This window comes from Compostibacter hankyongensis, assembly GCF_039541075.1.
Classification (GTDB): Bacteria; Bacteroidota; Bacteroidia; order Chitinophagales; family Chitinophagaceae; genus Compostibacter; species Compostibacter hankyongensis.
Genome location: NZ_BAABFN010000001.1, coordinates 89,604 through 112,655 on the forward strand (window position 1 = coordinate 89,604; position 23,052 = coordinate 112,655).

The following is a 23,052-nucleotide window of genomic DNA, read 5'->3' on the forward strand; positions in this document are numbered from 1 at the left end:
TGGAGTGAAATCCCTTACTGTATTTTCCGGCCGCTCCGTTTTCCGGTATAATTATCGTATATCCGGCGCCGTGCCCTCCGGCATGAGCAGGAGATGCTCCCCCTTCCCGGTGGATAGGGTGAGCATCCGCCCACGAAGGGCTCCTGCTTTTTTACCATCCCGGTAGAGGGTTACCGCACGTCCCGGCCAGGGGTTAAGCACCCGGCAGGTAGCACCCGCCTCCGAGACCAGCTTCACATATGCCGTACGGCCCTTCCGCTGCGCTGCGCTGACGAGGAAGCCGCCCCGGGCCCGCAGGGTGAAGGAGGCCTCCCATTCCGCGGGCCAGGCAGGGAAGAGGCGGATCACCGGATCGCCTGCCGGCTCCGGCGGCGCGCTCTGGCAGAGGGCATACTCCAGGGCTTCCGCAGCGCGTCCGAGGCGCTGCACATTCGTCGTCTGACGGCCTTCGCGCTGGTCCATGCGGTTGGCCATTATTTCAGCCTCCTTTGTATGGATCTGGTTCGGGATAAGGTAGCGCACGGCATCGGCGCGGCCCAGGATGGCGCCGGCCACCGGCAGGCGGGACAGCACATATATGGACGTACGCGGACCGATGCCCTGCCTGAAATAAGCATCATAGGTGGCGTTGGCGGTCTTCAGCCGCGCCGCCGGCGCGCCGGGATTACAGAGATCGAAGAACCACTGCGGCAGGGTATTGGGATCGGGCAATGCCCGGCCGTTGCCCTTGACCACCGGCGGAAGACTCTTGACCCAGGTGGGAGCGCCGGTAGCCTCGGGATAGGCAGCGCTCAGCGACAGGGGCGAGAGATGCTGCAGCAGCTCTTTCCAGCCGGCCCGCAGGTCTGCGTCAACACCGAGTATTTTCGATGCGCTTATCGCCGCCGGCAGGATACCCAGCATGGCGGATATCTCCTCCGCCGTATTGTGTCCGCCCCATACCGGCTCGTTGTCGTTCACATAACGGATATGATATTTGCCGTCCTTCTCCTTTTTCAGATTGGGAAAGCTGCGATAGAATTCCGCCATGCCTTTTATCATGGGATAGGCGCTGCGGCGCAGCCAGGCCGTATCGAGCGTATACTCATACTGCTGCCAGTATTGATAGGCGATCTTGGCGCTCCGGGAAAAGATATGCGTCACCGGACCATAAGGACCTCCGCCCCGGTCCGGGGCCACCCATCGGCCGTCCACCCATTTGCCCGCGGCCGTCCAGTTCCAGCGGCTGAAATAAGGCATCTGTGTGGCGGCATAATTTCTGAATGCCCGGGAACGCTGCTCCCAGGGCTTTTGCATGAGGTAAAGCGACCGCATTTCCCGGGCAATGCTGTCGGGCAGCGCGGGTACGCCGTTGAAAGCGCCGGTCTCAGGAATGTAGATACCGCGGCTGCCCCACTGCTGCCGCGCGGCCAGGGCATAGGAAGCATAGGCATCCGAGTACATCCCGAACATAGGATCCAGCAGCTCGGGGTGCAGGGAGGGGAGCAGGGCGTTGTACAGGCAGCTCTGGTTGGCGCCCCAATACAGGCCGCCCCACTGCCGGGTATCGCCGCCGGTGGTCCAGATCATGCCGTTGAACTTGGCCGGATACCGGCCCCGGGACGCGGAGGCCATGACATACAGATAGTAGTTGTAGTGCTTTTCGATATCGTCGGCCACGCCGTCGGTGCTGTGCAGCCGGATAGTGCCGCGTTGCCAGAAGCGGTGCCACCAGCCGCGCGTATCGGACTGCAACCCTCCGAAGCCCCGCTGCTGCGCCGCATCGAGCTTATGCATGGCTGCGGCTACGAGATCTTCCCCGGGATCAAAGCCGGCTGCGCTGGCCATAAAGAAAGAGAAAGGTTTTCCGGCCTGCGGTTCGGTATAAAGCCTGACAGTAGATTCGTTGACCTGCTCTGCTTTCACACGGCAGCCCTCCGCCCCGATCACTACGGCCGAGCCGCAATAATATTTTCCTTCCCGGAAAGCCTGGGTGAGGACGATGCGGTCGCCCTGCACCTTCACGGCCGACTCCGCCCGGTGATCGCCCCGGTGTACCGCAGCCGGCCGCAGCATGCGCAGGTCCGCATGCACGGAAGCGCCGGAGCGGCGCCGGTCCTGCACCTGCACGGCCATGACGTCCTGCCGGTCCCAGGCCAGCACGCTGGCGCGGACATCTCCTTTCTGTACCGTCACGGCGCCGTCGTAACAGGAAAGATGCTGGCGGAAGCCGGCGCCGCCGAACACCATGTCCCCGAAATCGATATTCACAAAACCGGCGCCACCGCAGTAGTCGGTATTGCGCTCATAGAAATTATGGCTGCTGAAGTCGTTGCCGAAGATGTCCACCCGGTTCAGCTGGAAGCAGAGCGCTGAGGGAACCGTCCATACCAGGCTGCCCATGCGGCCGTTGCCCACCGGCATACCGGCCTCGCTGCGCGGCGCCGGATGATCGTAGTCCAGGTCGGCATGGGATATCTGCGTCCGGAGGCTGTCTCCGGGAAGCGTATCCGTCAACGGGGAACCGATGTTCGCGCGGACCTGGGAACGGGAGACCGGACCGGCAAGGATGGCAACAGCGGCAAGGAACACACAGCGTATGAGGAGAGATAAGCGCATCTTCCGTTTCTTTTTGTTTGCAGGACGGCGTCAGCCGTCCTGAGTCATGCAATCGTTTGCAGTAATTTATGGCAAGATGTTGAAAAGAACCGGGCCGGGCCTTCATTATTTTAACGAAAACCAATAGTTTTTTACCCTTTGCTGCGCCGAAAGAGAACAGGATAGACGATCGCGTTACCAGAAGGTTCGGAAAAAATTCGAAGCAACCGGGACAGTTTGGGTCGATGGAACGCTTAGGGAGTACCGTCCGGCCAGGGCACCGGATTACCGGTAGCCTTGTAAGCAGGGCGCTGGGCATGCCAGGCTTTTAGCTGCCGCGTGAGCAACGCGGACAGCGCGCGGGTCTTTTCCGGGTAACGGGCGGAAAGATCATGACGTTCGCTGATATCGGCCTCCAGGTCATACAGCTCCAGGCTTCCGGTCTTCTGGAACCAGATCAGCTTCCACCGTCCCTGGCGCAGGGCGCTGCACCACGAGACGTCGCGCGCATCGTGCCTCACCCACTTGTTGGGAAAGTTCCAGACCAGTATACGGGTGCTATCGGCGTAGGCAGCGTCTTTCAACACAGGCACAAAGCTACGCCCGTCCACCGTCTGAATGGTATGATAATTTTCTACGCCGGCCATCTCGAGTATGCTGGGGAAAAAATCCTCGATCATCACATACTGCCGGGCGACGCTGCCCGGACGTGTCACCCCGGGCCAGCATACCATCATTGGCTCCCGGGTGCCTCCTTCGTAAAGAGAGCCCTTGCCGTCGCGCAGGGGATAATTCTGGCTGTCCTGAGGACCGCTGCGGGGGGCGCGGCTGAAACCTCCGTTATCAGACATGAACAGGATGATAGTGTTATCAGCGAGGCCGTGCTCATCCAGATAATCCATCAGGTCGCCGAGGCTTTTGTCCATCCCCTCCACCAGGGCGGCATACGCCGCTTCGGGACCTGCCAGGCCGCGTTGCCGGTATTTTTCATAAAAGCGGGCGTCGGGATTGTAAGGAATATGTACAGCGTATTGGGCCATATAGAGAAAGAAAGGTTGCTTCCTCAGCCGCACCGTATCGAGGACATGCAGGGCCTCCCGTGTCAGCGCCTCGGTGAGGAAGGTAGGAGTGCCCCAGTATTTTTCCAGCCCGGGAACGGCGCGCAGCACAAACTTGCCGGGCACATGACCGTAGTTCTGCTCCCCGAGATAGGAGGCGGGATTGCCGGCGGCGCTACCCCCGATATTGACGCTGAAGCCTAACCGCAGCGGATCGGCTCCGGGCGTCTGGTAAGCCCCGAAATGGGCCTTACCGCAGTGGATGGTAAAATAGCCTGCCGCTTTCAGCAGCCGGGGAAGCGGGGTTACATATATACTGTGGGGCTGACCGGGCACGGGACTGAGCCCGTTCACATTCCAGTCCGGTAGGTCCAGCAGGCTGTCCGGCGCATCTACGGTTTTATCCCGGTACATCGTCCAGTTGGTGACCCGGTGATGCGCGGCATTCATGCCGCTCATGAGACTCACCCGGCTGGGCGTGCAGATGGAGGCGGCATGGGCATCGGTAAACTTGAGGGAGCGGGCGGCCAGCCGCTCCATGTTGGGCGTATAAAACTCTTTGTTGGCATTCGTCAGGCTGTCCCAGAAGGGCACCGAAGTATCCTGCCAACCCATATCGTCTACCAGGAATAAGATGATATTGGGGCGCTCAGGGGCAGGCTGCTGCGCCGGGGCGGCCGGGGCGGGAAAAAGCAGGGCGAGGAAAAGAAAGCTTTTTTTCATGGTCATGCGCTGGGGTAAAAGTAAATGGCGTCCTCATCCGCTCCGCGAAGCGGCATACTCAGGGCGTCGTATTTCCGCCGGCTGTGCGGGACATGTCTTTCAGACCCTTCTCAACCTGCTGCATATGTTCAGGATCAAATACCGATTTATCGAAAAGACGGTGATATCCGGAAAGGTATTTCCGGCGCTCCTCCTTATCCATGGCCATCCAGGCAGCGGGATTATAGTAAGGGTTCAGCACCGGCATCCTGGCGTCCGTTTGTTTTCTCCACCGGTTCAGCAGCTCCAGCAGGTGTGCAGTCTGTGCCGGCATTGCGGCGGACAGATCGCGGCGCTCTTCCACATCGGAGCGGAGATCGTACAGCTCTACATGGTTGTCTTCCAGGAACTGTACCAGCTTCCAGTCGCCCTCCCGCACGGCGGAGCTGGGCGTACCCCCCTGGTTGCTGTAGTGGGGATAATGCCAGTAAAGTGCACGGGGAGCCAGAGGGCCGTTACCGGTCAGCAGCGGCATCAGGCTGATCCCGTCCTTATGCGCTTCCGGCATCAGGGGCAGGGTCGCCGCCTGCAGGAAGGTGGGGAAGAAATCGGTATGGATCACCGGGGTACGGCATACCGTACCGGCCTTTATCCTGGCGGGCCAGCGGATGATCAGCGGCACCCGGAGACCGCCTTCGTAGTTCCATCCCTTGCCGTATCGGAACGGAGCATTTGAGGTAGGCGCTCCCTCAGCGGTGGAAAGACCGCCGTTGTCCGAGGTAAACAGCACGAGGGTTTCCCGGTCGATATCCAGCTGTTTCAGCACGGCCAGCACTTTCCCCACATTCTCGTCCACGCTGTAGAGCAATCCTGCATACACGGGATTGGATTGTAAAATGCGCTCGCTCCAGCTGTCCTGCCACTGCATCCAGGGCGCATCCTTTACGATCTGCGGCAGGCTGTCGAGACCCAGGCGACGAGCTTTTTCCTTAAACTTTTGAATATAGGCCGGCTTGGCCTCTATGGGTTGATGTACGGCATAAAAGGAAAGCTCGACGAAGAAGGGTTTGTGTTCCGCGCTCTTTTGCCGGATAAAGGCGATGGCCTCGGAGGTGAGGCGGTCGGGAAGGAATTCTCCTTTGGGCCCGTCGCTCAGGCGGGGATTGTGGTAGGGGCTGAAGTAGCCACCCATGCCGTGGGCCCGCGGATTACCCGCTGCCCATCCGCCTTTGTTCACGTCGAAGCCCTGGTGTTCGGGCCAGTATTCCGGAGAGAGACCGAGGTGCCATTTTCCGGCGAAAAAAGTGGCATAACCATGTTGCTTCAGCGCCTCGGCAATGGTCACCTGTGCGGTGTCGAGGTTGAAGGAAAAAGGCCGGGGCAGCAGCCGGTCGAAGGGCATGGGACCGTTGCCGTTCTGCCGTCCGGCGATCCAATCGGTGATGCCGGTATGCACCGGATACTGCCCTGTCATGATGCTGGAGCGGGAAGGAGAACAAACGTTGCATGCCGCATAGGCATCGGTAAAGCGCGCGCCTTCGGCAGCCATCCGGTCCAGGTTGGGCGTTTCGTTAAAGGTGCTGCCGTAGCAACTTAAGTCTTTGCCGCCAAGGTCGTCAGTAAGGATAAGAATGATGTTGGGAGGCGCGGATGTCTTTTGCTGTGCAGGCAGCAGCAGGGGAAGGGTGAGGAGCCCCAGCAGTCCCGTTGCGCGATAGAAGAATGTTCTCATAATAGTTGTCTATTGAACTAATATACTATTGTTTCCGGTTTGAGGTTCGATAGTTTAAAGTCTAAAGTTAATCTGCCTGAAATGAAACCTTAGACTTTAGACTTTGAGCCTTAGACTTATTCAACTGTCTTTCACCTTTTTCTTGCTTCTGTAATCATCAAATTTCCAAATCACCAAATCGTTAAAATGCCCTTTACCTTTCACCCTTCACCGCTATCAGTATCCCGGGTTCTGTTCCAGGGCGGGATTTGCATCGATCTCGTTTAGCGGAATGGGAAACCGGGTCTTGTAATCTTCGGCGGCAGAAACTCCTCTGGCTTTCGCCGCGGAGATCAGCTTTCCCTGCCGGATAAGATCCATTCTTCGTTTTCCTTCTGCTACAAACTCCCATCCCCGCTCTTTAAGCAGCGCATCGCGAAAGCCTTCCCCGGAAGAGAAATCAGACAGCTTATAAACGGCCACGCCGGCCCTGGTGCGAACCTCGTTCAGCAGATCGAGGGATTCGGCATTAGGCCCGTTGAGCTCGTTCAGCGCCTCCGCCCGGTTGAGCAGCACCTCGGCATAACGGATCACCGGCACGTCGTTGCCATGGTTTTCGGAGATGGCATCCGGGTCCGGCACATATTTAAAACAACGCACGGCACGGCCCTCATCGCCCGGGGCCAGCAGGTCATGCGCTTTGCCGTTCACATCCGTATAGCCGAAAAGGAACCATCCCCGGCGTTTATCGTTTTGCGCATAGGTCTTCACCCAGTCGTTGTACACGCAGAACTGCGCCCCGTAGTTCAGCCAGTTGCTTTGTATCGGATAGTTGGGCGGAAAGGCATGGGCCATATAGTTATTACCATGCAACGTAGGCAGGGCAGGACTGGTGAAGATGACCTCGTTATTTTCTTCGTTTGCCACGGCGAACATATTGGCGAGATCGCCGTCAAAGAGCTTGTACTGGTCCAGATCCATCACCTGCTTGCTGACATCGGCGGCCTGCTGCCATTGGGCCGTGTTCAGGTAATATTCACCCAGCAAGGCCAGTGCACCGCCCCGGGTCGCTTTGCCGTACAGGCTTTGTTTGAGCGGAAGGTCGGTCGCTGCCGCCTGAAGCTCGCCGGTCAGGAAGGTATTGAATTCCGCTTCAGTAGCGCGGGAAGGGGAGAGGCTCATCGTATCGGTGGTCGTCACGAGCGGCACCGGCCCGAAGAGCAGCCAGAGAAAATAGTAGTCGGCCGCGCGGATGAAACGGGCCTCGGCCCTGTAGCCGGCTACTTTTTCCGGCGAGATGGCTGTAGCCCGGTCTATATTGTCCAGCAGGGAGTTGGCGTTCCGGATACTGACATAATACTGCTGCCATACATTGGACAGGATATTTTCCTGGGGATCCCAGTTAAAGGTCATGTACAGGGTGGCCTGGTTCTCGAAGCTGCCGCCCCACTCCCACATGATGTCTCCCGGGAACTCATTGAGGGTGAACTGGCGGTCGCGGAGGCCGGAAGTGACCACCATATTGCTGTATGCGGCAGTGAGCACGCTGTTGATCCCTTCTTCGGTCTGTAAAAAGGATTCCGGGTCGTACTCCGTGTACACCTCCTCTTTGAGAAAGTCCCGGCAGGAGCACAGCGCGAAGGTCAGCACAAGCATCAGGGACAGCGCCGGTTTATAATTCGTCTTCATGATTTTGCTTTTTTAAATGACGGCTAAAAGGTAACATTGGCGCCCAGGGTGAAGGTCCTTGCCAGGGGATAGTTATTGTAGCTGCTCTTGGCTACATTGGACCCGTCGCCGGTCTGGTTGGCCGCCGGATCGTATCCTTCGAAATGGGTAATGGTCAGCAGGTTTTCTCCTGTCAGGGACAGCGACACCGCTTTGAACACCCTGGTATTGCGCAGGGGAAGGTTGCAGCTCAGCGTAACATTCCTGAGCCGAAGGTAAGCCGCGCTTTGGATGCTATAAGTATTGATCATCTTTCCATTGCCGAAATAAACGGCGGAATTGACACCCGAAGGAAATCCGGTATTCGGACGGTCGGCGGTCCAGCGCTCCTGGTAGTATTTGCTCATGATGTTCCGGTTGAAGTTGATCGGAAACATGGACTCCACGATATTGGCATTGAAGGTCTTGATCCCGGAGACGCCGAGCCAGTAAATGTCGAGACTGAAAGGACCGTAAGAAAAAGAGTTGCCGAAACTGTAGGTCAGGCTGGGGAATGGGTTCCCGAGTATGGTCCGGTCCTGGGCATCGATCTTCCCGTTGCCGTCGCGGTCCTGGAAGATAGGCCATCCGGGCTTGGCATCCGGCTGCGCCGAATGGGCGATGTCGTCGCCTTCCTGAAAGATGCCGGTGACCTTATAGCCGTAGAAGGCATACATGGGATATCCCTCTTTCACGATGGCGAAGCCCGGGATATTGGCCACGATACCGCCGGAGATGATCTCCCCGATATAGGGAGGAAGCATTACTACCTCGTTTTTAAGGGTAGACAGATTCAGCGTTGTGGACCAGCCGAACTTGCCGGCGAGATTTTGCGTAGTCACCGAAATATCGAAACCCGAATTCCGCACTTTACCGAAATTGGTGAGTATATTGGAGAAGCCGGTGCTCATGGGTACGGGTTTGTTGAAAAGCTGATCCACGGTATTGCGCGCATAATATTCCACCGAACCGGATACCCTGTCGCGGAACAGGCCGAAGTCGATACCCACATTATACTCTTCGGTGGTTTCCCATTTCAGATCCGGGTTGGGGATGCGCGCAGGCTGGGCCCCGCTCACCTTGTTGCCCCCGAGCACGGTATTGCCGCCGGCTACATAAGTGGCTATAGTGGCAAAGTTGCCGATGCCCTCATTGCCCATCTGCCCGTAGCTCATACGCAGCTTGAGGTTGCTCAAGGCGGTAAGGTTTTTCATGAAAGGCTCTTCGGTAAGTCTCCAGCCCAGGGCCACGGAGGGGAACAGGGCGTATTTGTTCTTTTCGGAAAAGCGAGAGGTGCCGTCGCGGCGGACCGTGGCAGTGAGCAGATACCTGTCCCGGAAGGTATAGTTAGCACGGGCAAAGTATGACTGTAACGTATATACGATATTGGAGGAACTGACTTGTGCCGTGAGCGGGTCTCCGCTCTGTAGCAGGTTGGTATTAGTAACGTCGGAAAGAAATCCGGTGGCATGGGAGCCCTGAAGGAGCGTCATGAATTTCTCCCAGGTAGCGCCCCCCATGAGGGTGAGGTGATGCACGCCGAAGGTCCGGTCATAGTTGAGCACCGCTTCACTGAGCCAGTATTTGGCGTTGGAGCTGTTGATGTCGGCGATCCCGCCGCTGGCCTTACCCCGTTGTGTAGTGCGATCCGTATATTGGTCGTTGCGTATATTGTTGATATCGCCACCGAGGCGGAGGGTGGCTTTCAGCCCTTTCAGGACCTCGTATTCCCCAAAAACGTTCCCGTATATCCTGTTGTTCTGGTTCCGGTAGTCGTATCCGTAAGCCAGCGCAAGCGGATTGTCCAGCGCGATGGAAGGATTGACGGGATATGCTCCGTCTGCATTCTTTCCGGGAGGCAGGGTGGGGTCAAACTGGGTGGCGGCATTCAGCGGATCGGCATTTTCATTGCCCGTATTGCTCTCGTCGGCGATCTTGTCCTTCTGGTTGAGATTACCATTCAGGTTGAAACCGAACCTGAACTTGTCGCTGGGGGTAACCTCCAGGTTCACCAGCACATTGTACTGCTTGACGTCAGAACTGACAAGAATGCCGTCCTGGCTCAGGTACCGGAGCGAAGTGTAGTATTTCACCTGATCGCTGCCTCCGCTCACGGAAAGCTGTTGGCTGGTGGCCCAGGCATCGCGAAGCAGCTCGTCCTGCCAGTCCGTACCGCGCCCTGCTGCTGCGATCTGCTCCTCGGTAAAGGGCGGCGTGTTGCCGGCGTCGCTGCTGATGTCGTTCAGCATATGCATATAGCCGGTGGCGTTGAGCATGTGCAGCTTGGCGGAAGGGGTCTGGTAGGCCCAGTAGGTGTTGTAGGTAACCCTGGCCGGCCCCTGGCCGCCTTTTTTGGTGGTGATCAGCACGACGCCGTTGGCCGCACGGGTACCATATATGGCGGCGGCAGAAGCGTCTTTCAGCACTTCGATGCTTTTGATATCGGAGGGGTTGATATTGGCGGTACTGCCCCCCGGCAGCCCGTCGATGACAAAAAGCACGCCGTTGCTACTGTTGATGGAGCCCACCCCACGGATACGGACATTGAGATTACCCCCCGGTTCCGCATTGGCCTGGCTGACATCAACGCCTGCCGCCTTGCCGGAGATCAGCTGCAGGGCATCGGTAGCCACGCCCTTTACAAAATCCTTTTCCCCTATGGAAGACACTGAACCGGTCAGATCTTTACGCTCCTGCGTACCATAGCCCACAACTACCAGCTGATCCAGCGCAGACACGCGAGCGCCAAGGCGGATGGAGATCTGACGCCTCCCCGCTACAGGGACATCCTGCGGTATATAGCCTACATAGGATACGGAGAGGACAGCATCATCCGGTACTTCCAGCTCGAATGCTCCTTTCCCGTCAGTCAACGCTCCATGGCTGCCGTTCTTCTCCCGTACGCTGACCCCTGTAAGGGGCTGACCTGAGGCGGAATCGGTGACGACCCCGCTTACCCGGATGGGAGGAAGGTCCGGAACAGGGACGACAGACCCAGAAGATGACGGCGGTTTCTTCCTGAGGGTGATGATGTTCCCTACTAAGGTATAGGTGAGCGGCTGATTCCGGAAACACTGTGCCAGCGCCTGCTCGACCGTAGCGCCGGAAACGCGGATACTGACCGGCCGCGCACCGCTCAGCCAGTCGTCGCGATAAATAAAGAAATAATCGCTCTGCTCCTCTATGGCCCGGAACACGATCTTCAGCGGGGCATCGTGCAGCGAGAGGGTGATCGTTTGCGCAGAAACGCCGGCATTGGCCTGGAAGGTGGCCACCAGCAATAAGACGGCAGAAATTTTCATGACCAGCAGGCTTTTTACGGCGAAGGTCCCGGTTAAAAAACTGCCTTTCCCGGGTAAAGTGAATTGCATACTTTTGTATGGTTTGGGTGAAATGATACGGTCATTCGCGTGACAATTGATATGATCCCATTCTGCCGGAAGTGCTCGACACGCTTCCGGCTCTTTTCAAAAACTTACTCTGCCTGCACCGTCAGTACCCTGCCTTCCACATTAACCTTTATACCGTTCAGCTTCAGCACCTTCAGTACTTCGGACAGGTTTGTATTCCTGGGCAGGGTGCCGGTGATGTGCCCGGCCGGCACAGCATCCGCATAGGCGATCTCTACGTCGTACCAGCGCGCCAGCTGACGCATTACTTCGGAAACATCGGCGCTGTTGAACCGGAACAACCCTTCCTTCCAGGCCAGGACATCCGTTATGTCCGCATTCTCCTTTACCAACAAATCGCCCCTTTTGGTAAGCTGGCCTTGCTGGCGGGGCGCCAGCAGGCTGCTGGCACGGGCACCGGTGACCCTTACCGCTCCGGCAATCAGCGTAGTCTTTATGACCGGCTCGTCCCGATAGGCCGCCACGTCAAAGCTGGTACCCAGCACAGCTATATCCGCTCCCCCAGCTTTAACATGAAAAGGCTGCCCGGCTTTTTTTTCCACTTCGAAATAGGCTTCCCCGTTAAGCTCCACAGACCGTTCTTTACCAGTAAAAGCCACGGGATACCGTAAGGAAGAGGCAGCGTTTAGCCATACCCGTGTGCCATCCGGCAATGTCAGGCGGTACTGGCCGCCCCGCGGTATGGACAGTACATTGTACCGTATTGCAGCGTTCGTCGACATATCGCCGGCATCCTGCCGGTATACGAGCTGCCCTCCCCGCTGTTGGGAAACGGTTGTTTTTCCCTGTCGGGTCAGCGTGCCGGCTGTTGCATCATCCAGATCCACCTTGCTGCCGTCGGCCAGGGTCAGTACGGCGTACCCCGCTGCGGGAGGTATATCCCGTTCCTTGTCGCCATTGCCCGCATCCATAGCTATCTGGGGCTGCACGTGTTGTTCCCGCCACAGCCACCATCCTGCCGGCAGCAGCAGGCACAGCAGCACAGCTGCCGCAGCCGCCCACCGGTAACGGGGACGGCGCTGCGCCTTTATGGAGACAGCAGACGGAAGCCCGCCGGCGTCCGCCTCCGAAGCCACCACCTCCCGCAACCGTTCCCAGAGCCTTTGCTCCAACTTCGCTTCAGCTTCGGGTCCGCCGGGCAACCGTACCTCCAAATCTCTCCCAAACGCATGATACCATCGGCTCAGCTTTGCCTTTTCCGCTGCCGAAGCTTTACCTGACAGGTACTTCCTCACCAGCCGTACACGTTTTTTCGGTGTCATATTTAAAACAGGATTACCACTTTACACCGGGGGACCGGTATCATATATAGTATCACGGGAAAAGCTTAACCCTACCTTGCCGGGAATTTTTTTTAGGTAGATCAGAACAAAAGCCAGGAAAAATGTTTCAGCTGCGTCCTGAGCTGACGCAGCGCATAGGTAATATGCTTTTCCACAGCCTTTTCAGATATTCCGAATTTGCGGGCGATGACTTTGTTCGACATGCCCTTGTCGCGGCTGCAGCGAAAGACGAGACGGCACTTCTCCGGCAGCCGGTTTACTTCTTCGCGGATCATCTCCTGCAGGAAATGCACCCGGATCTCCTCCTCTACGGCAACGGGCTCCGGCGACAGTCCACGGAGAATATGGCGTTCCCGGTTTTTCCGGGCCACTTGCCGGAATACGGCATAGCGTGTGGCCGCTGCAAGATAGGCATAGAGCGAGGTGATCTCCAGCTCCGTCCGCCGCAGCCACAGACCGGCCAGCACCTCCTGCACTACATCTTCCGCTCCCGGCCCTGCATGCAGATGATAGACCGCTACGGCATATAGCTTATGCCAATAACGCCGGTATATCTCGGCAAACGCAGTTTCATCTGATACTTTTACCAGTTGCAGCAATTCATCATCGGTATAACCGGAGTGCATAGACGGAGGATAAAGCTGTTTAAAGATAAAAAATTGCCTCAATATCCTATTTATCGTAACTTTCTTGTATGATCAAGAAATCCTGTCTTTTCCTGTGGGTATGCCTGCTACCGGGCTATCTGGTCCGGGCGCAAGAAGCTACCCTGCAGGATACTATTGCGGTCGCCGCCCGGCAGTTTGTAGACAGCCTCCGTCCCGACCAGCGCCGGCAAGCCCTGCTGACTTTTGACGATCCCGAAAGGCTGCGCTGGGGAAACGAACCGGAGAACCTGCATGCACGGAAGGGTCTAAAGCTGGAGGAAATGAGCGACCGTCAGAAACGGCTGACGCACCGGCTGCTGCTGACCGTGCTGAGCGAACAGGGTTATCTGAAGCTGGCCAATGTGATCCGGCTGGACGACTGGCTGAAGAAAAATTATTATAAGCCACCGGTATCAGACTACTATGGCAGCGGCTGGTACCGCCTCGCAGTTTTCGGCACGCCGGGGAAAGATCAGCGCTGGGGCTGGCGCTTTGAAGGCCATCATTTTTCACTGAGCGTAACGGTGTCGCCAAAGGGCGTCTCGGTGACGCCTTTTTTCCTGGGCTCCCATCCGGCTGTGCTGCCGGACGGGCCGCTGGCGGGACTGGAAAACATGCCCGATGCCACGCATCTGGCCTGGCAATTGTTACAATCGCTGGATGCGGGCCAGCAAAAGCAGGCTGTGCTGGGCGCCAAGGTTCCCGGCGACGTCCAGGCCCATACGGGGAAAGAAGACTTTATCACCCATCCCCAGGGCATCCCGGCCACTGCGCTGAACGCGGGGCAACAATCGATTCTGAAAGCCCTGATCCGGAGCTATACCGGCAACCTCAGGCCCTCCCTGGCGGATAAGTATTATCAAACGATCACCGGGAAGGAATGGGGGCAGCTCCGTTTTGCCTGGATCGGCGGCACCGCGCCGGGGTCGCCGTTTTATTACCGGTTGCTGTCTCCCGGTAATATCATCGAATACTGCAGCCGTATGCAGGATCAGCAGCATATCCATACGCTGTGGCGGATGCCGGCACAGGATTTCGGAGGAGCGCTGTAGCCCCGGAGTCTGCTAATCTGCCGGCCGCACAGGCGGCCCTGCCCGTTGTATCCCTACTTCCTATCTTTGCGCATGCCTCCGGAGCAAGACCACCGCGCCCGTCTGCAGTTTTTCCTGCTGTGCTGCAGCCACTTCCTGTTTGCCTGCAGCTTCAACATGCCCATCCCGGAGCTGCCCGATTATCTCATTGCGCTGGGCGGACGCGATTACCTGGGGCTGATCATCGCCCTGTTTACCCTGATGGCCGGGCTGTCCCGCCCTTTCAGCGGCAAGCTGGCCGATACGGTAGGGCGCATTCCGGTAATGATCTACGGTTCGGCGGTCTGCGTGGTCTGCAGCCTGCTTTATCCCGTGCTGACGACCGTCGGCGGCTTTTTATTCCTGCGTTTCCTGCACGGCTTCTCCACCGGATTCAAGCCTACCGGCGCTTCGGCTTATGTGGCGGACATTGCGCCGCCGGAGCAGCGGGCCCGGGCCATGGGTACGCTGGGGTTGTCGTCTTCGCTGGGCTTCTCCGCCGGACCGGCGGCCGGCAGCTATCTTACCGATCTGTATGGGATTACAGTCATGTTTTACCTCTCGGCGTTTCTCGCACTGGTTTCGGTGATCATCCTCGCGGGCATGCGGGAGACGCTGACACAGCGGCAGCCCTTCCGCTGGTCCCTGCTCCGGGTGTCCCGGCAGGAGATCATCGAGCCTAAGGTTATCCCTCCTTCGGTGGTGACCCTGCTGCTCTATGCCGGGTATGGTGCGGTACTTACCCTGGTTCCGGCGCTCAGCCGGCATGCGGGCGTGGAAAACAAGGGTTTGTTTTTTACCTTTTATACCATCAGCGCGGTAGGCATACGCCTGCTGGCCGGCCATGCCGCCGACCGGTACGGACGTGTGCCCGTGTTAAAGGTGGCCGGCATCCTGATGGGCATTTCCATGTATATGATCCTTTCTGCGGACACGCGCTGGGCGCTGTTGTCGGCCGCCCTGCTGTATGGTCTTTCCATGGGGTTGTTTACCCCCGCAGCGGCGGCCTGGGCGGTGGACCTGTCGCATCCGCATCACCGGGGACGTGCGCTGGCGACACTGTTTATCGCCATGGAGATCTCTATCGGAGCAGGCGCCCTGCTCAGCGGCTGGTGTTATGCCCGGCTGCCGCAGACCGGCATCACGCTGACGTTCGCCATCATGAGCGGGCTGGCCTTCCTGGCTTTCGTATACCTGCAATGGGGAAGAACCCCTGATCCCCTGAGGGGCAAAGAGGTAAAAGGTGAAAGGTAAAAGGCATTTTAATAATTTGGTGATTTGATGATGTGCTGATTTGATAATTGCATCGAACGCAAAACGTCAAACCGGCAACAGGAAACCTCAAACCTTCTCACCGGTGCCAGATCTTCACCTTGGTGATCCAGATCATGGCCGCAAAGCCTGCGGCATACCAGACGAAAAAAAGAATATGCACCCATAGCGGGATGCCGGGATTGTCGAAAAAGCCCAGGTCCAGCACTACGCCCAGGAAGGTGTTCAGGATCAGCCAGCCCAGCCAGATCAGCAGCGACAGGGCGATCTTTTTAAACTGGCTGATCAGCTCGGGGTCCATTCCTTTCTGCTCGCGTCCCATGGTCTTTTTCGCTTAAGTTCTTCCGCCCTGCAGCGGGAGATTGTCCTTTACAAGATACGCCATTTAACAATGCAGGTTGGCGCCTGAGGTTAAATTCCAGCGGGCCGGTTTTAAATCTCACATCCGACACCTCCAGCTCCAAATTTCAAACCAGAACGGAGCCTTGGCCGAACAAGCGCCCATATTACATTTTCTCTTTTAAATTTATGTGAGAAAAATACCATTGAATGCTTATCTTTATAAGCAGGCTTCGAAGCCTTGCCGCCTAATTTTAGTCTGACAGGCATCTTGCCTTACATCCATCGCATAAACAAACTATATGCTCTACGCTATCCTCGGCATTACCCTGGTTTGGTTAGTCTGGAAGATTTTAACAGCTGTTTTCGGGCTCAAAGGAGGAGCCCTGATCTTTTTAACCGGCTATATTGTTTTATCCGTCGCCGCCGCAATTATAATTCTCCGTTATCATCATAAACTGGATCTGCCATCCTCTCATTCGGGGGGATTGTTTTTCGCCATTCTTTTATTGGTTGCCGGCTTCGCCGTAAAAGGATATTTTTTCCTGAAAGGTTACCGGGAAAGGAAATCCAATACGCAGGATTAGCCTGCAATCCCCTGCCGGGCAGGAAACCTCAAACCCGAAACTTCAAACCGGGAACCCGAAACTTCCCTACCGTCCGCTGATCCATTTCTCCCGCGGCGGTACCTTGATATCCGGAAGACCGGCGTCCGCCTTTGCGGCTACCCGGGTGATCGCTTCCACAGCATGGAAGAAAAAAGAAAGATGGATATGGTCAAAGCTGTCGCTTTGCCGGTGATAATCGGAATGATCTTCCACCCCGAAGTACAGAAAGGGAATGTGGCGGTCAAAAAATGCGCCCTGATCGCTTTGCCGGGTCCAGTCGTTCCGCGGATCGGCAGGATCATCATGCCCCGTCAGCAGCCGGATGCCGCTGTCTTCACCCGCGCCGTCCAGCAGGGGCTTTAGCGCCGGAAAGGCACGGGTACCGCAGACATACAGTTCCCCTTTGCCGTTATGACTGATCATATCCATGTTGAGGTTCAGCCGGGTCTGCCGGATCAGCTGCGGAAACTGCTGTACAAAAGCCTGAGCCCCTTTCAGACCGGCTTCTTCGGCATCGAAAGCGGCGAAGACGAGGGTATGGCGCGGGGGATGCGATTTAAACCATGCCGCCAGGGCCAGCAGCCCGGCCACGCCGGAGGCATTGTCGTCCGCCCCGTTATAGATGGAGTCTCCGTTTACCGGCGCTCCGGTACCGAGGTGATCATAATGTGCAGAAAGCACGATGATATCATCCGTACGGCCTTTTATCCGGCCCAGGAGGTTGGTGCCCATGATCTTTTCCCCCGATTTGCCGGTAAAAAAGAAGGGGTATTCGTAGCTCTCTCCCTGCAGCGGCAGCAGGCCGGCTTCGCGGAAGCGCTGCAGGATATAAAATTGGGCCATGCGGTTGCCGGAAGTCCCGGTGCGGCGGCCCTTCATCTTATCGGCGGAAAGCGTTCTTACATCCATCATCAGCCGGGCGGAATCCGGGGAAAACGACTGGGACAGGAGCGTCCGGGGAAAGAGAAAAAACAGCAGCAGCGGCAGCCATCGCATGGTCGTACGGGTTTCCGCCTATGCAGCAAATTATGTACCAGGAGGATACTGAGCACAACGCAGCCGAAGACCGGAGGGGGGCGAACCGGCGGCAGATTACCGGCGACGGATCAGCTGAAAATGAAGTAGGTAAGCAGGCTGCCCACATAGGCCAGCACAAACATATAGGCAAACTGCAGGGCCGGCACCTTCCAGGATTTGGTCTCCCGTTTTACGACGGCCAGCGTGCTCATACACTGCATGGCAAAGGCATAGAAGATGATGAGCGAAAGCCCGGTGGGCAGGTCGTACACCGGCGATCCGTCCGGCCGGCGCGCCGCTTCCATTTTTTCGCGCAGGGTGGCCGCATCCTCATCCACATCGTTCCCCACGCTGTACAGGGTGGCCATGGTGCCGACAAACACCTCACGGGCGGCAAAAGAGGTGATGAGGGCAATGCCGATCTTCCAATCGAATCCCAGCGGCCGGATCAGGGGCTCGAAGGCTTTGCCCAGATGCCCGGCATAAGAATGTTCCAGCCGGGCGGCCTGCAACGCATTGGACAGCTCCTGCCGCTCCCCGGGATGGGACTGCATCAGCTCCGTATACTGCTGCTGCACCTGCTCCATTTCGCGTGCGGGGCCGTGGGCCGCCAGGAACCAGAGGATCAGGGAGATCACGATGATCACCTTTCCGGCATCGGTAACAAAGATGCGGGCCTTCTGTATCATGGTGACCCCCACGTTTTTCCAGCGGGGCGCCCGGTACACCGGCAGCTCCATGATGAAATAGCTTTTTTCGCGTATCCTGACCAGGAGCCGCATCACGGCAGCGATCAGCACGGCCATGACAAAACCGAGGAGGTACAGCCCCATCATCACCAGTCCCTTCAGGCTGAAAAGCCCGAGCATGGTCTTGTCGGGGATCACCAGGGCGATCATGATGGTATAGATCGGGAGACGGGCCGAGCAGCTCATGAGGGGCGTCACCATGATCGTGATAAACCGTTCCTTGCGGTTCTCGATGCTGCGGGCAGACATGATGGCCGGCACGGCGCAGGCCACCCCGCTGATGAGGGGCATGACGGATTTACCGTTGAGCCCTACCTGCCGCATCAGCCGGTCGGTGAGAAAGCTGATCCGGGCCATATAGCCGGTATCTTCCAGGATGGTGATCAGCCCGAAGAGGATCATGATCTGGGGAATAAAAACGGCAATGCCCCCGATCCCGGCGAGGAGACCGTTGACCAGCAGGTCGGTAAGCTTGTTGTCCGGCAGCGTGTGTCCCAGCCAGCCGCTGAGCGCGCTGAACCCGCCGTCGATGGCGTCCATGGGATACTGGGCCAGCCAGAAGATGCTCTGAAAGATCAGGAACAGCACCGCCAGCATAATCACATAGCCCCAGAAACGGTGCAGCAGGATGTTGTCGATCTTTTCGGTGATCAGCGATTTCTGGAGCGGGTCCTTCTCGGCTACGGTGGCATTCATGATATGCTTGATCCGGGCATACCGTTGTATCACCTCTTCGCCCTGGGCCTTGGTCTTGTTAAACCGGTGCTCCTCGAGGATCTGCTTCACAGCCAGCCGCTGACCGGGGTCGAGGAAAGAGAGGTCTTCGGCATGGGTGGCGATATGCAGCGCCGCATAGCTGCTTTCGTGGGGGATAAACTTCCGGATATCGGCGATGGTGGCCGGCGCGAGCGCGGTATTTTCAATAAAATCCCGGGCCGGCACCTGGTATTGCCCGGCGGCGGTCAGCGCTACGGCCTTTTTCAGACCGGCGATCCCCCGGTTTTTCCGGGGATTGATGGGCACCACCGGTACGCCCAGCTCCCGCTCCAGTCCCGGCACATCGATCTCCACCCCCTGCTTCTTGGCCAGGTCCATCATGCTGAGCGCGATGACGACGGGGATCTTCAGGTCGATGATCTGGGAGCAGAACAGCAGGTTGCGCTTCAGGTTGGAGGCGTCGGCGATGATGACGACAATATCCGGCTTATCCCGGTTGTCCGGGTTCAGCAGGATGTCGTAGGTTACAAATTCGTCCGCGCTTTTGGGATACAGGCTGTAGGTCCCCGGAAGGTCAATGATGGTCGCAGCCAGCTTTTCATCGATACGGCAAAACCCGGTTTTTTTATCCACCGTAACCCCCGGGAAGTTGCCTACCTTCTGGTTCAGGCCGGTAAGGACATTGAAAAGGGAACTTTTCCCGCTGTTGGGATTTCCCACCAGCGCTATATTGAGTCTTGGCTGCATGAAGTTAATTCCTGATACGCACGGTTTGCCTGAAATCTGCGCAAAGCTATGGATAAAATGGGGGGAAGACCGATCCGATCGGTAAAAAGATTGTTCCAAAAAGGAAAAAACCATCCCGCCTGCCGTGCACGCAGGGCGCACGTTGAGGCGGGGATGGCTTTGTAATCAAACATGGACTGCTGTAATGCGCGGTGACGACGGGGGCCGCGCAATGCTCAGTCCTGCAGGGCAAACAGGGCGTTAAAGGTCTCGGAAAAGCCGTCCATCGTGATGCGGGTGGAGCGGGTCGCATCCTGTTCTGCGCGCCCCTCCTCATCGGCGGGCGGGGCAGGATGATCCTCGTGGTATTTTACGTTCCGGGCCGGCTTCCGGGCGTGCTCCGGGGCCTCCGGCGCTTCGGGGTGCTCGGGTTGTTCCGGGGCTTCGGGAATTTCGATCTCCTCCGCTTTCTTCAGGCCTTCCGGCGTCATGCGGTAAAGGGTATTATCGTCCCAGCGGTCCCAGTTATCGTCCCAGTCGTTGTTCCAGTAATTTCCCCAGCGGTTCAATCGCATGTCGTCCCCGATAAAGATCTCTTTTCCTACCGGCACCATTATCTTTACCGCGATCCGCTGATTGCGGAAGGGGGAGCCAGAGGGCAGCGCGTAGCCCGGCGCCAGCAGCAATACGGAGTCCTGCTGGGTGATCCCGTAGCTGAGCTGCTCGGCAAGCATACGCGCCTGGCTGACGCTATGTCCGTTGGAGAAGCGGACCAGCTCTACCATAAAGCTGTCGGTAGAACTTTTCTCGACCTTTAGCCGCACGCTGTTAAAAAATACGGTATCGTCGGCGATCCGGATCCGGTCCCCGAAGATAGAGCCGCCCCCGATAAAGCTGTTGGTTTCCGCCTGCCGGATGACAAACCGGTTGCCCGAAGGCTGCGTCACCGGTACCGGGGTATTTTCCCGGAAAGACATCTGGAAATCGCGGGCCACCGAAATGCACAGCCAGATGGCGCAGATGAGCCCGGCCACCCAGAGCAGGGTAAGGGTCCAGCCTACTATGTTAGATTTGGGGCGGAACCCGGTGATCAGCCGGATCAGCAACCAGATGATGGCCACCACGGGGATGCCCAGGGTCAGCAGGATGGCCGGCCAGGCCAGGAACTGCTGCAGGAACGAATGGAGCAGTATGCCCCGGAAGGGGAAGATACCTCCGGAAAAGATGGAGGCCCCCATAAAGCCCCCGGCCAGCCCGATCAGCACGGCGCAGAGCACCAGCAGCACAAAACCGAGCAGGAGAAAACCGATGGCTTTCAGGCAAAAGAGGACTATTTCACCAAGGCCGTTGCGCTGCCGGGGCGGATAGTAATAGGAGGAGGCCGCAGGACCGGAAGTGACCGCTGCATCCGCTTCGACGTCGGCTTCCCCGGCGCCTACTTCACTTTTTTTTTCCGTAGTATCCCCCTTGCGGGCGTTGGAAATGGCCTGCAGGTCCACCTTTTCGCCCCGCATCTCCAGCTTCTCCGTGATCGTGACGGCCTTGGGCACGGCTATCCAGAGCACAAGATACACGACCACCGCCGTAGGCAGCAGCCCTACAAAAAGCGAAAAGAAGAAGGGGAAGATGCCCCAAAAGGGACCATGCCGCAAGATGCTGAACAGGATGACGCCGAACAAGGGGGCCACAAAGATGAGCCGGACCACTACCGCGTCCAGGTTGAAATAACCCGCCAGGCCGGAGCAGACCCCCCCCAGCACCCGGTGGTCCGGGTTCCGGTAGAGGCGGCGGCGGACCGGATTCACCTGGGTACGGGTAGAGGGCAGCAGGATCCACAGCAGGATATAGACCAGCACTCCGGTCCCCCAGGCCAGGCTCAGCAGGATAGTAATCACCCGTACGATCACCGGATCGATGCGGTAGAAGGCGGCGATACCGGAGCAGACCCCGCCCAGCACCTTATCATTCTCATTGCGCATAAGGCGGCGCCCGGTAACGAACGCCTGTTCATCCGGGCCGTGCTGCTTTTCCTGGGGTTCCGTGGCGGTTTCTTCCTCGAGCTGCTCGGGACGGCCCATCGTGGCCACCATGGCACTGACATCCTCATCGGTAATGCAGTGCGCGCCTTTTTTCAGCTTTTCCTGAAAGATCTCCGCGATACGGCTTTCGATATCACTGATAATCTCTTCGCCGCCTTCTTCCCGGGAAAAATGTCTTTTCAGGCTTTCCAGATAGTTTTTCAACAGCTCGTAAGCCGTATCTTCTATGGGGATCAGCCGGCTGGAAAGATTTATATTAATGATCTTCTTCATGACAGCAGTATTTAAAAGACAGAAGCGTTTTTAAGATAGATATGGTTTATGGTTCAAGGATATCGGTTTGGGGACCGGTAAGTTTATTGACTGCCGTGGCCAGCTGTTCCCAGGTAGCTTCCAGCTCCCCGTAGAAGGAAGCTCCTTTTTCGGTGAGTGAAAAGTACTTCCGGGGGGGGCCCGAGTTGCTTTCCACCCAGCGGTAGGTCAACAGTTCCGCGTTCTTCAGGCGGGTCAGCAGGGGATACAGGGTTCCTTCCAGGATATCGAGGCCGGACGCCCGCATCTGTTCGATGATGTCGGACGGATAAGCCTCCCCCTGTTTAATGATGGAAAGGATGCAGAACTCCAGCACCCCTTTCCGCATCTGTGATTGTGTGTTTTCTATATTCATGATCCAAGGACTTAAGAAAACGGTATCTCCGTCTCACCACACAAAGATAAAGCAATTATTTACTACTATGCAATACATGATACCATATTTTACAAAATAACTTGCAAAAGATATTAGCTCGTCTTGTGCCCAAAAGTGCCGGCCGGTAGAGGGTTTCACGGGCAAAAGACGGCTATTTATGCCGCTGTGGAGCGTTTGCTCAAAAGTGATAAGCGGACGCAATTCGGGATGAATGGCGTTCTTTATTCTGTTTTTTAACAAAAAAATTAACATCTTCCAGGCCGGGAAAACCGGGCGTCCCCTTATTTTTGCTGCAGCAAACCTGTCGACCTTGCGCCGTATCCTGAGCATACTGCTGGTCTCCGTGGCCTCCATACAATTCCTTCCGCTGAAGGAGGTAGGGGCGCTTTTGTTTAAAAACCAGCTGGTGGAAGAGCTCCCGCATCAGGGCGCCGATCAGGTACAAAAAGAGATCAAAAGCAAATTCAATTGTAACAGCCAGTCTCCTTTTCTTCCCCTGGTGATCGCCATGGAAAGTACGCTGGCCATTCATCACTCCGCCAATATCCCGCCCTTCCCCTGGGTGGAAATCCTGAGCCCCCCTCCCAATGGATAGTCTATAATCAGTGGGATCAGTTTCCAGTTTCTGGTTTTCGATTAGTCTGCCTGAAAGCGAACCATAGACCTTAGATCTTGAACAGTCTATCGTCAATGGGCTCAGTTTCCGGTTTCCGGTTAATCCGCCTGAAAACG

General features: G+C 57.2%; 15 protein-coding genes. 3 read left to right on the top strand and 12 right to left on the bottom strand.

The annotated features are described in order from the left end of the window. Nucleotides 1-51: 51 nt before the first annotated feature. From ABD851_RS00370 to ABD851_RS00400, 7 genes are all read right to left on the bottom strand, one after another. On the bottom strand, nt 52-2,598 hold the full coding sequence (locus ABD851_RS00370; protein ID WP_344973554.1) for a glycosyl hydrolase family 95 catalytic domain-containing protein: 2,547 nt from the start codon (nt 2,596-2,598) through the stop codon (nt 52-54). A 233-nt stretch (nt 2,599-2,831) separates the two neighbouring features. Beyond that, complete coding sequence (locus tag ABD851_RS00375) at nt 2,832-4,364, bottom strand: sulfatase (protein ID WP_344973558.1); 1,533 nt, start codon at nt 4,362-4,364, stop codon at nt 2,832-2,834. Nucleotides 4,365-4,416: 52 nt separating this feature from the next. Beyond that, nucleotides 4,417-6,069, bottom strand: coding sequence for a sulfatase (locus ABD851_RS00380; protein WP_344973560.1), 1,653 nt, complete (start codon nt 6,067-6,069; stop codon nt 4,417-4,419). Between the two features lie 216 nt (nt 6,070-6,285). Beyond that, the gene (locus tag ABD851_RS00385; protein ID WP_344973562.1) at nt 6,286-7,737 is read right to left on the bottom strand and encodes a RagB/SusD family nutrient uptake outer membrane protein; all 1,452 of its coding nucleotides are present in this window, start codon (nt 7,735-7,737) and stop codon (nt 6,286-6,288) included. 23 nt (nt 7,738-7,760) lie between these two features. Further along, nucleotides 7,761-11,126 (bottom strand): TonB-dependent receptor, encoded by a 3,366-nt coding sequence (locus tag ABD851_RS00390; RefSeq protein ID WP_344973565.1) that lies wholly within the window; start codon nt 11,124-11,126, stop codon nt 7,761-7,763. Between the two features lie 104 nt (nt 11,127-11,230). Further along, complete coding sequence (locus tag ABD851_RS00395; protein WP_344973567.1) at nt 11,231-12,427, bottom strand: FecR family protein; 1,197 nt, start codon at nt 12,425-12,427, stop codon at nt 11,231-11,233. A gap of 101 nt (nt 12,428-12,528) precedes the next feature. Then, on the bottom strand, nt 12,529-13,074 hold the full coding sequence (locus tag ABD851_RS00400) for a sigma-70 family RNA polymerase sigma factor (protein WP_344973570.1): 546 nt from the start codon (nt 13,072-13,074) through the stop codon (nt 12,529-12,531). Between the two features lie 68 nt (nt 13,075-13,142). Here ABD851_RS00400 and ABD851_RS00405 point away from each other — a divergent pair, with 68 nt between their 5' ends. Further along, the gene (locus ABD851_RS00405; protein WP_344973573.1) at nt 13,143-14,147 is read left to right on the top strand and encodes a DUF3500 domain-containing protein; all 1,005 of its coding nucleotides are present in this window, start codon (nt 13,143-13,145) and stop codon (nt 14,145-14,147) included. A 72-nt stretch (nt 14,148-14,219) separates the two neighbouring features. Continuing rightward, nucleotides 14,220-15,419 carry an MFS transporter gene (locus ABD851_RS00410; protein WP_344973576.1) on the top strand — a complete coding sequence of 400 codons (1,200 nt, stop codon included), beginning with the start codon at nt 14,220-14,222 and terminating at the stop codon, nt 15,417-15,419. A gap of 97 nt (nt 15,420-15,516) precedes the next feature. Here the strand turns inward: ABD851_RS00410 and ABD851_RS00415 are convergent, their stop codons facing one another. The 5 genes from ABD851_RS00415 to ABD851_RS00435 form a co-directional block, all read right to left on the bottom strand. Beyond that, nucleotides 15,517-15,759 (bottom strand): hypothetical protein, encoded by a 243-nt coding sequence (locus tag ABD851_RS00415; RefSeq protein ID WP_344973578.1) that lies wholly within the window; start codon nt 15,757-15,759, stop codon nt 15,517-15,519. Nucleotides 15,760-16,429: 670 nt separating this feature from the next. After that, nucleotides 16,430-17,380, bottom strand: a complete 951-nt coding sequence (locus ABD851_RS00420) for a M20/M25/M40 family metallo-hydrolase (RefSeq protein WP_344973581.1) — start codon at nt 17,378-17,380, stop codon at nt 16,430-16,432. 110 nt (nt 17,381-17,490) lie between these two features. Next, on the bottom strand, nt 17,491-19,614 hold the full coding sequence (gene feoB, locus ABD851_RS00425; RefSeq protein ID WP_344973584.1) for a ferrous iron transport protein B: 2,124 nt from the start codon (nt 19,612-19,614) through the stop codon (nt 17,491-17,493). A 215-nt stretch (nt 19,615-19,829) separates the two neighbouring features. Continuing rightward, nucleotides 19,830-21,905 carry a PspC domain-containing protein gene (locus tag ABD851_RS00430; RefSeq protein ID WP_344973587.1) on the bottom strand — a complete coding sequence of 692 codons (2,076 nt, stop codon included), beginning with the start codon at nt 21,903-21,905 and terminating at the stop codon, nt 19,830-19,832. A 46-nt stretch (nt 21,906-21,951) separates the two neighbouring features. Continuing rightward, on the bottom strand, nt 21,952-22,299 hold the full coding sequence (locus ABD851_RS00435) for a PadR family transcriptional regulator (RefSeq protein ID WP_344973590.1): 348 nt from the start codon (nt 22,297-22,299) through the stop codon (nt 21,952-21,954). 331 nt (nt 22,300-22,630) lie between these two features. Here ABD851_RS00435 and ABD851_RS00440 point away from each other — a divergent pair, with 331 nt between their 5' ends. Further along, the gene (locus ABD851_RS00440) at nt 22,631-22,915 is read left to right on the top strand and encodes a hypothetical protein (protein WP_344973593.1); all 285 of its coding nucleotides are present in this window, start codon (nt 22,631-22,633) and stop codon (nt 22,913-22,915) included. Nucleotides 22,916-23,052 lie beyond the last annotated feature (137 nt).

Bases quoted from the DNA above. Each gene is read 5' to 3' on its own strand.
- ABD851_RS00420 (WP_344973581.1), bottom strand. From the start codon at position 17,380: ATGCGATGGCTGCCGCTGCTGCTGTTTTTTCTCTTTCCCCGGACGCTC.
- ABD851_RS00370 (WP_344973554.1), bottom strand. From the start codon at position 2,598: ATGCGCTTATCTCTCCTCATACGCTGTGTGTTCCTTGCCGCTGTTGCC.
- ABD851_RS00375 (WP_344973558.1), bottom strand. From the start codon at position 4,364: ATGACCATGAAAAAAAGCTTTCTTTTCCTCGCCCTGCTTTTTCCCGCC.
- ABD851_RS00390 (WP_344973565.1), bottom strand. From the start codon at position 11,126: ATGCAATTCACTTTACCCGGGAAAGGCAGTTTTTTAACCGGGACCTTC.
- ABD851_RS00410 (WP_344973576.1), top strand. From the start codon at position 14,220: ATGCCTCCGGAGCAAGACCACCGCGCCCGTCTGCAGTTTTTCCTGCTG.
- ABD851_RS00435 (WP_344973590.1), bottom strand. From the start codon at position 22,299: ATGAATATAGAAAACACACAATCACAGATGCGGAAAGGGGTGCTGGAG.
- feoB (WP_344973584.1), bottom strand. From the start codon at position 19,614: ATGCAGCCAAGACTCAATATAGCGCTGGTGGGAAATCCCAACAGCGGG.
- ABD851_RS00405 (WP_344973573.1), top strand. From the start codon at position 13,143: ATGATCAAGAAATCCTGTCTTTTCCTGTGGGTATGCCTGCTACCGGGC.
- ABD851_RS00380 (WP_344973560.1), bottom strand. From the start codon at position 6,069: ATGAGAACATTCTTCTATCGCGCAACGGGACTGCTGGGGCTCCTCACC.
- ABD851_RS00430 (WP_344973587.1), bottom strand. From the start codon at position 21,905: ATGAAGAAGATCATTAATATAAATCTTTCCAGCCGGCTGATCCCCATA.
- ABD851_RS00400 (WP_344973570.1), bottom strand. From the start codon at position 13,074: ATGCACTCCGGTTATACCGATGATGAATTGCTGCAACTGGTAAAAGTA.
- ABD851_RS00395 (WP_344973567.1), bottom strand. From the start codon at position 12,427: ATGACACCGAAAAAACGTGTACGGCTGGTGAGGAAGTACCTGTCAGGT.
- ABD851_RS00385 (WP_344973562.1), bottom strand. From the start codon at position 7,737: ATGAAGACGAATTATAAACCGGCGCTGTCCCTGATGCTTGTGCTGACC.
- ABD851_RS00415 (WP_344973578.1), bottom strand. From the start codon at position 15,759: ATGGGACGCGAGCAGAAAGGAATGGACCCCGAGCTGATCAGCCAGTTT.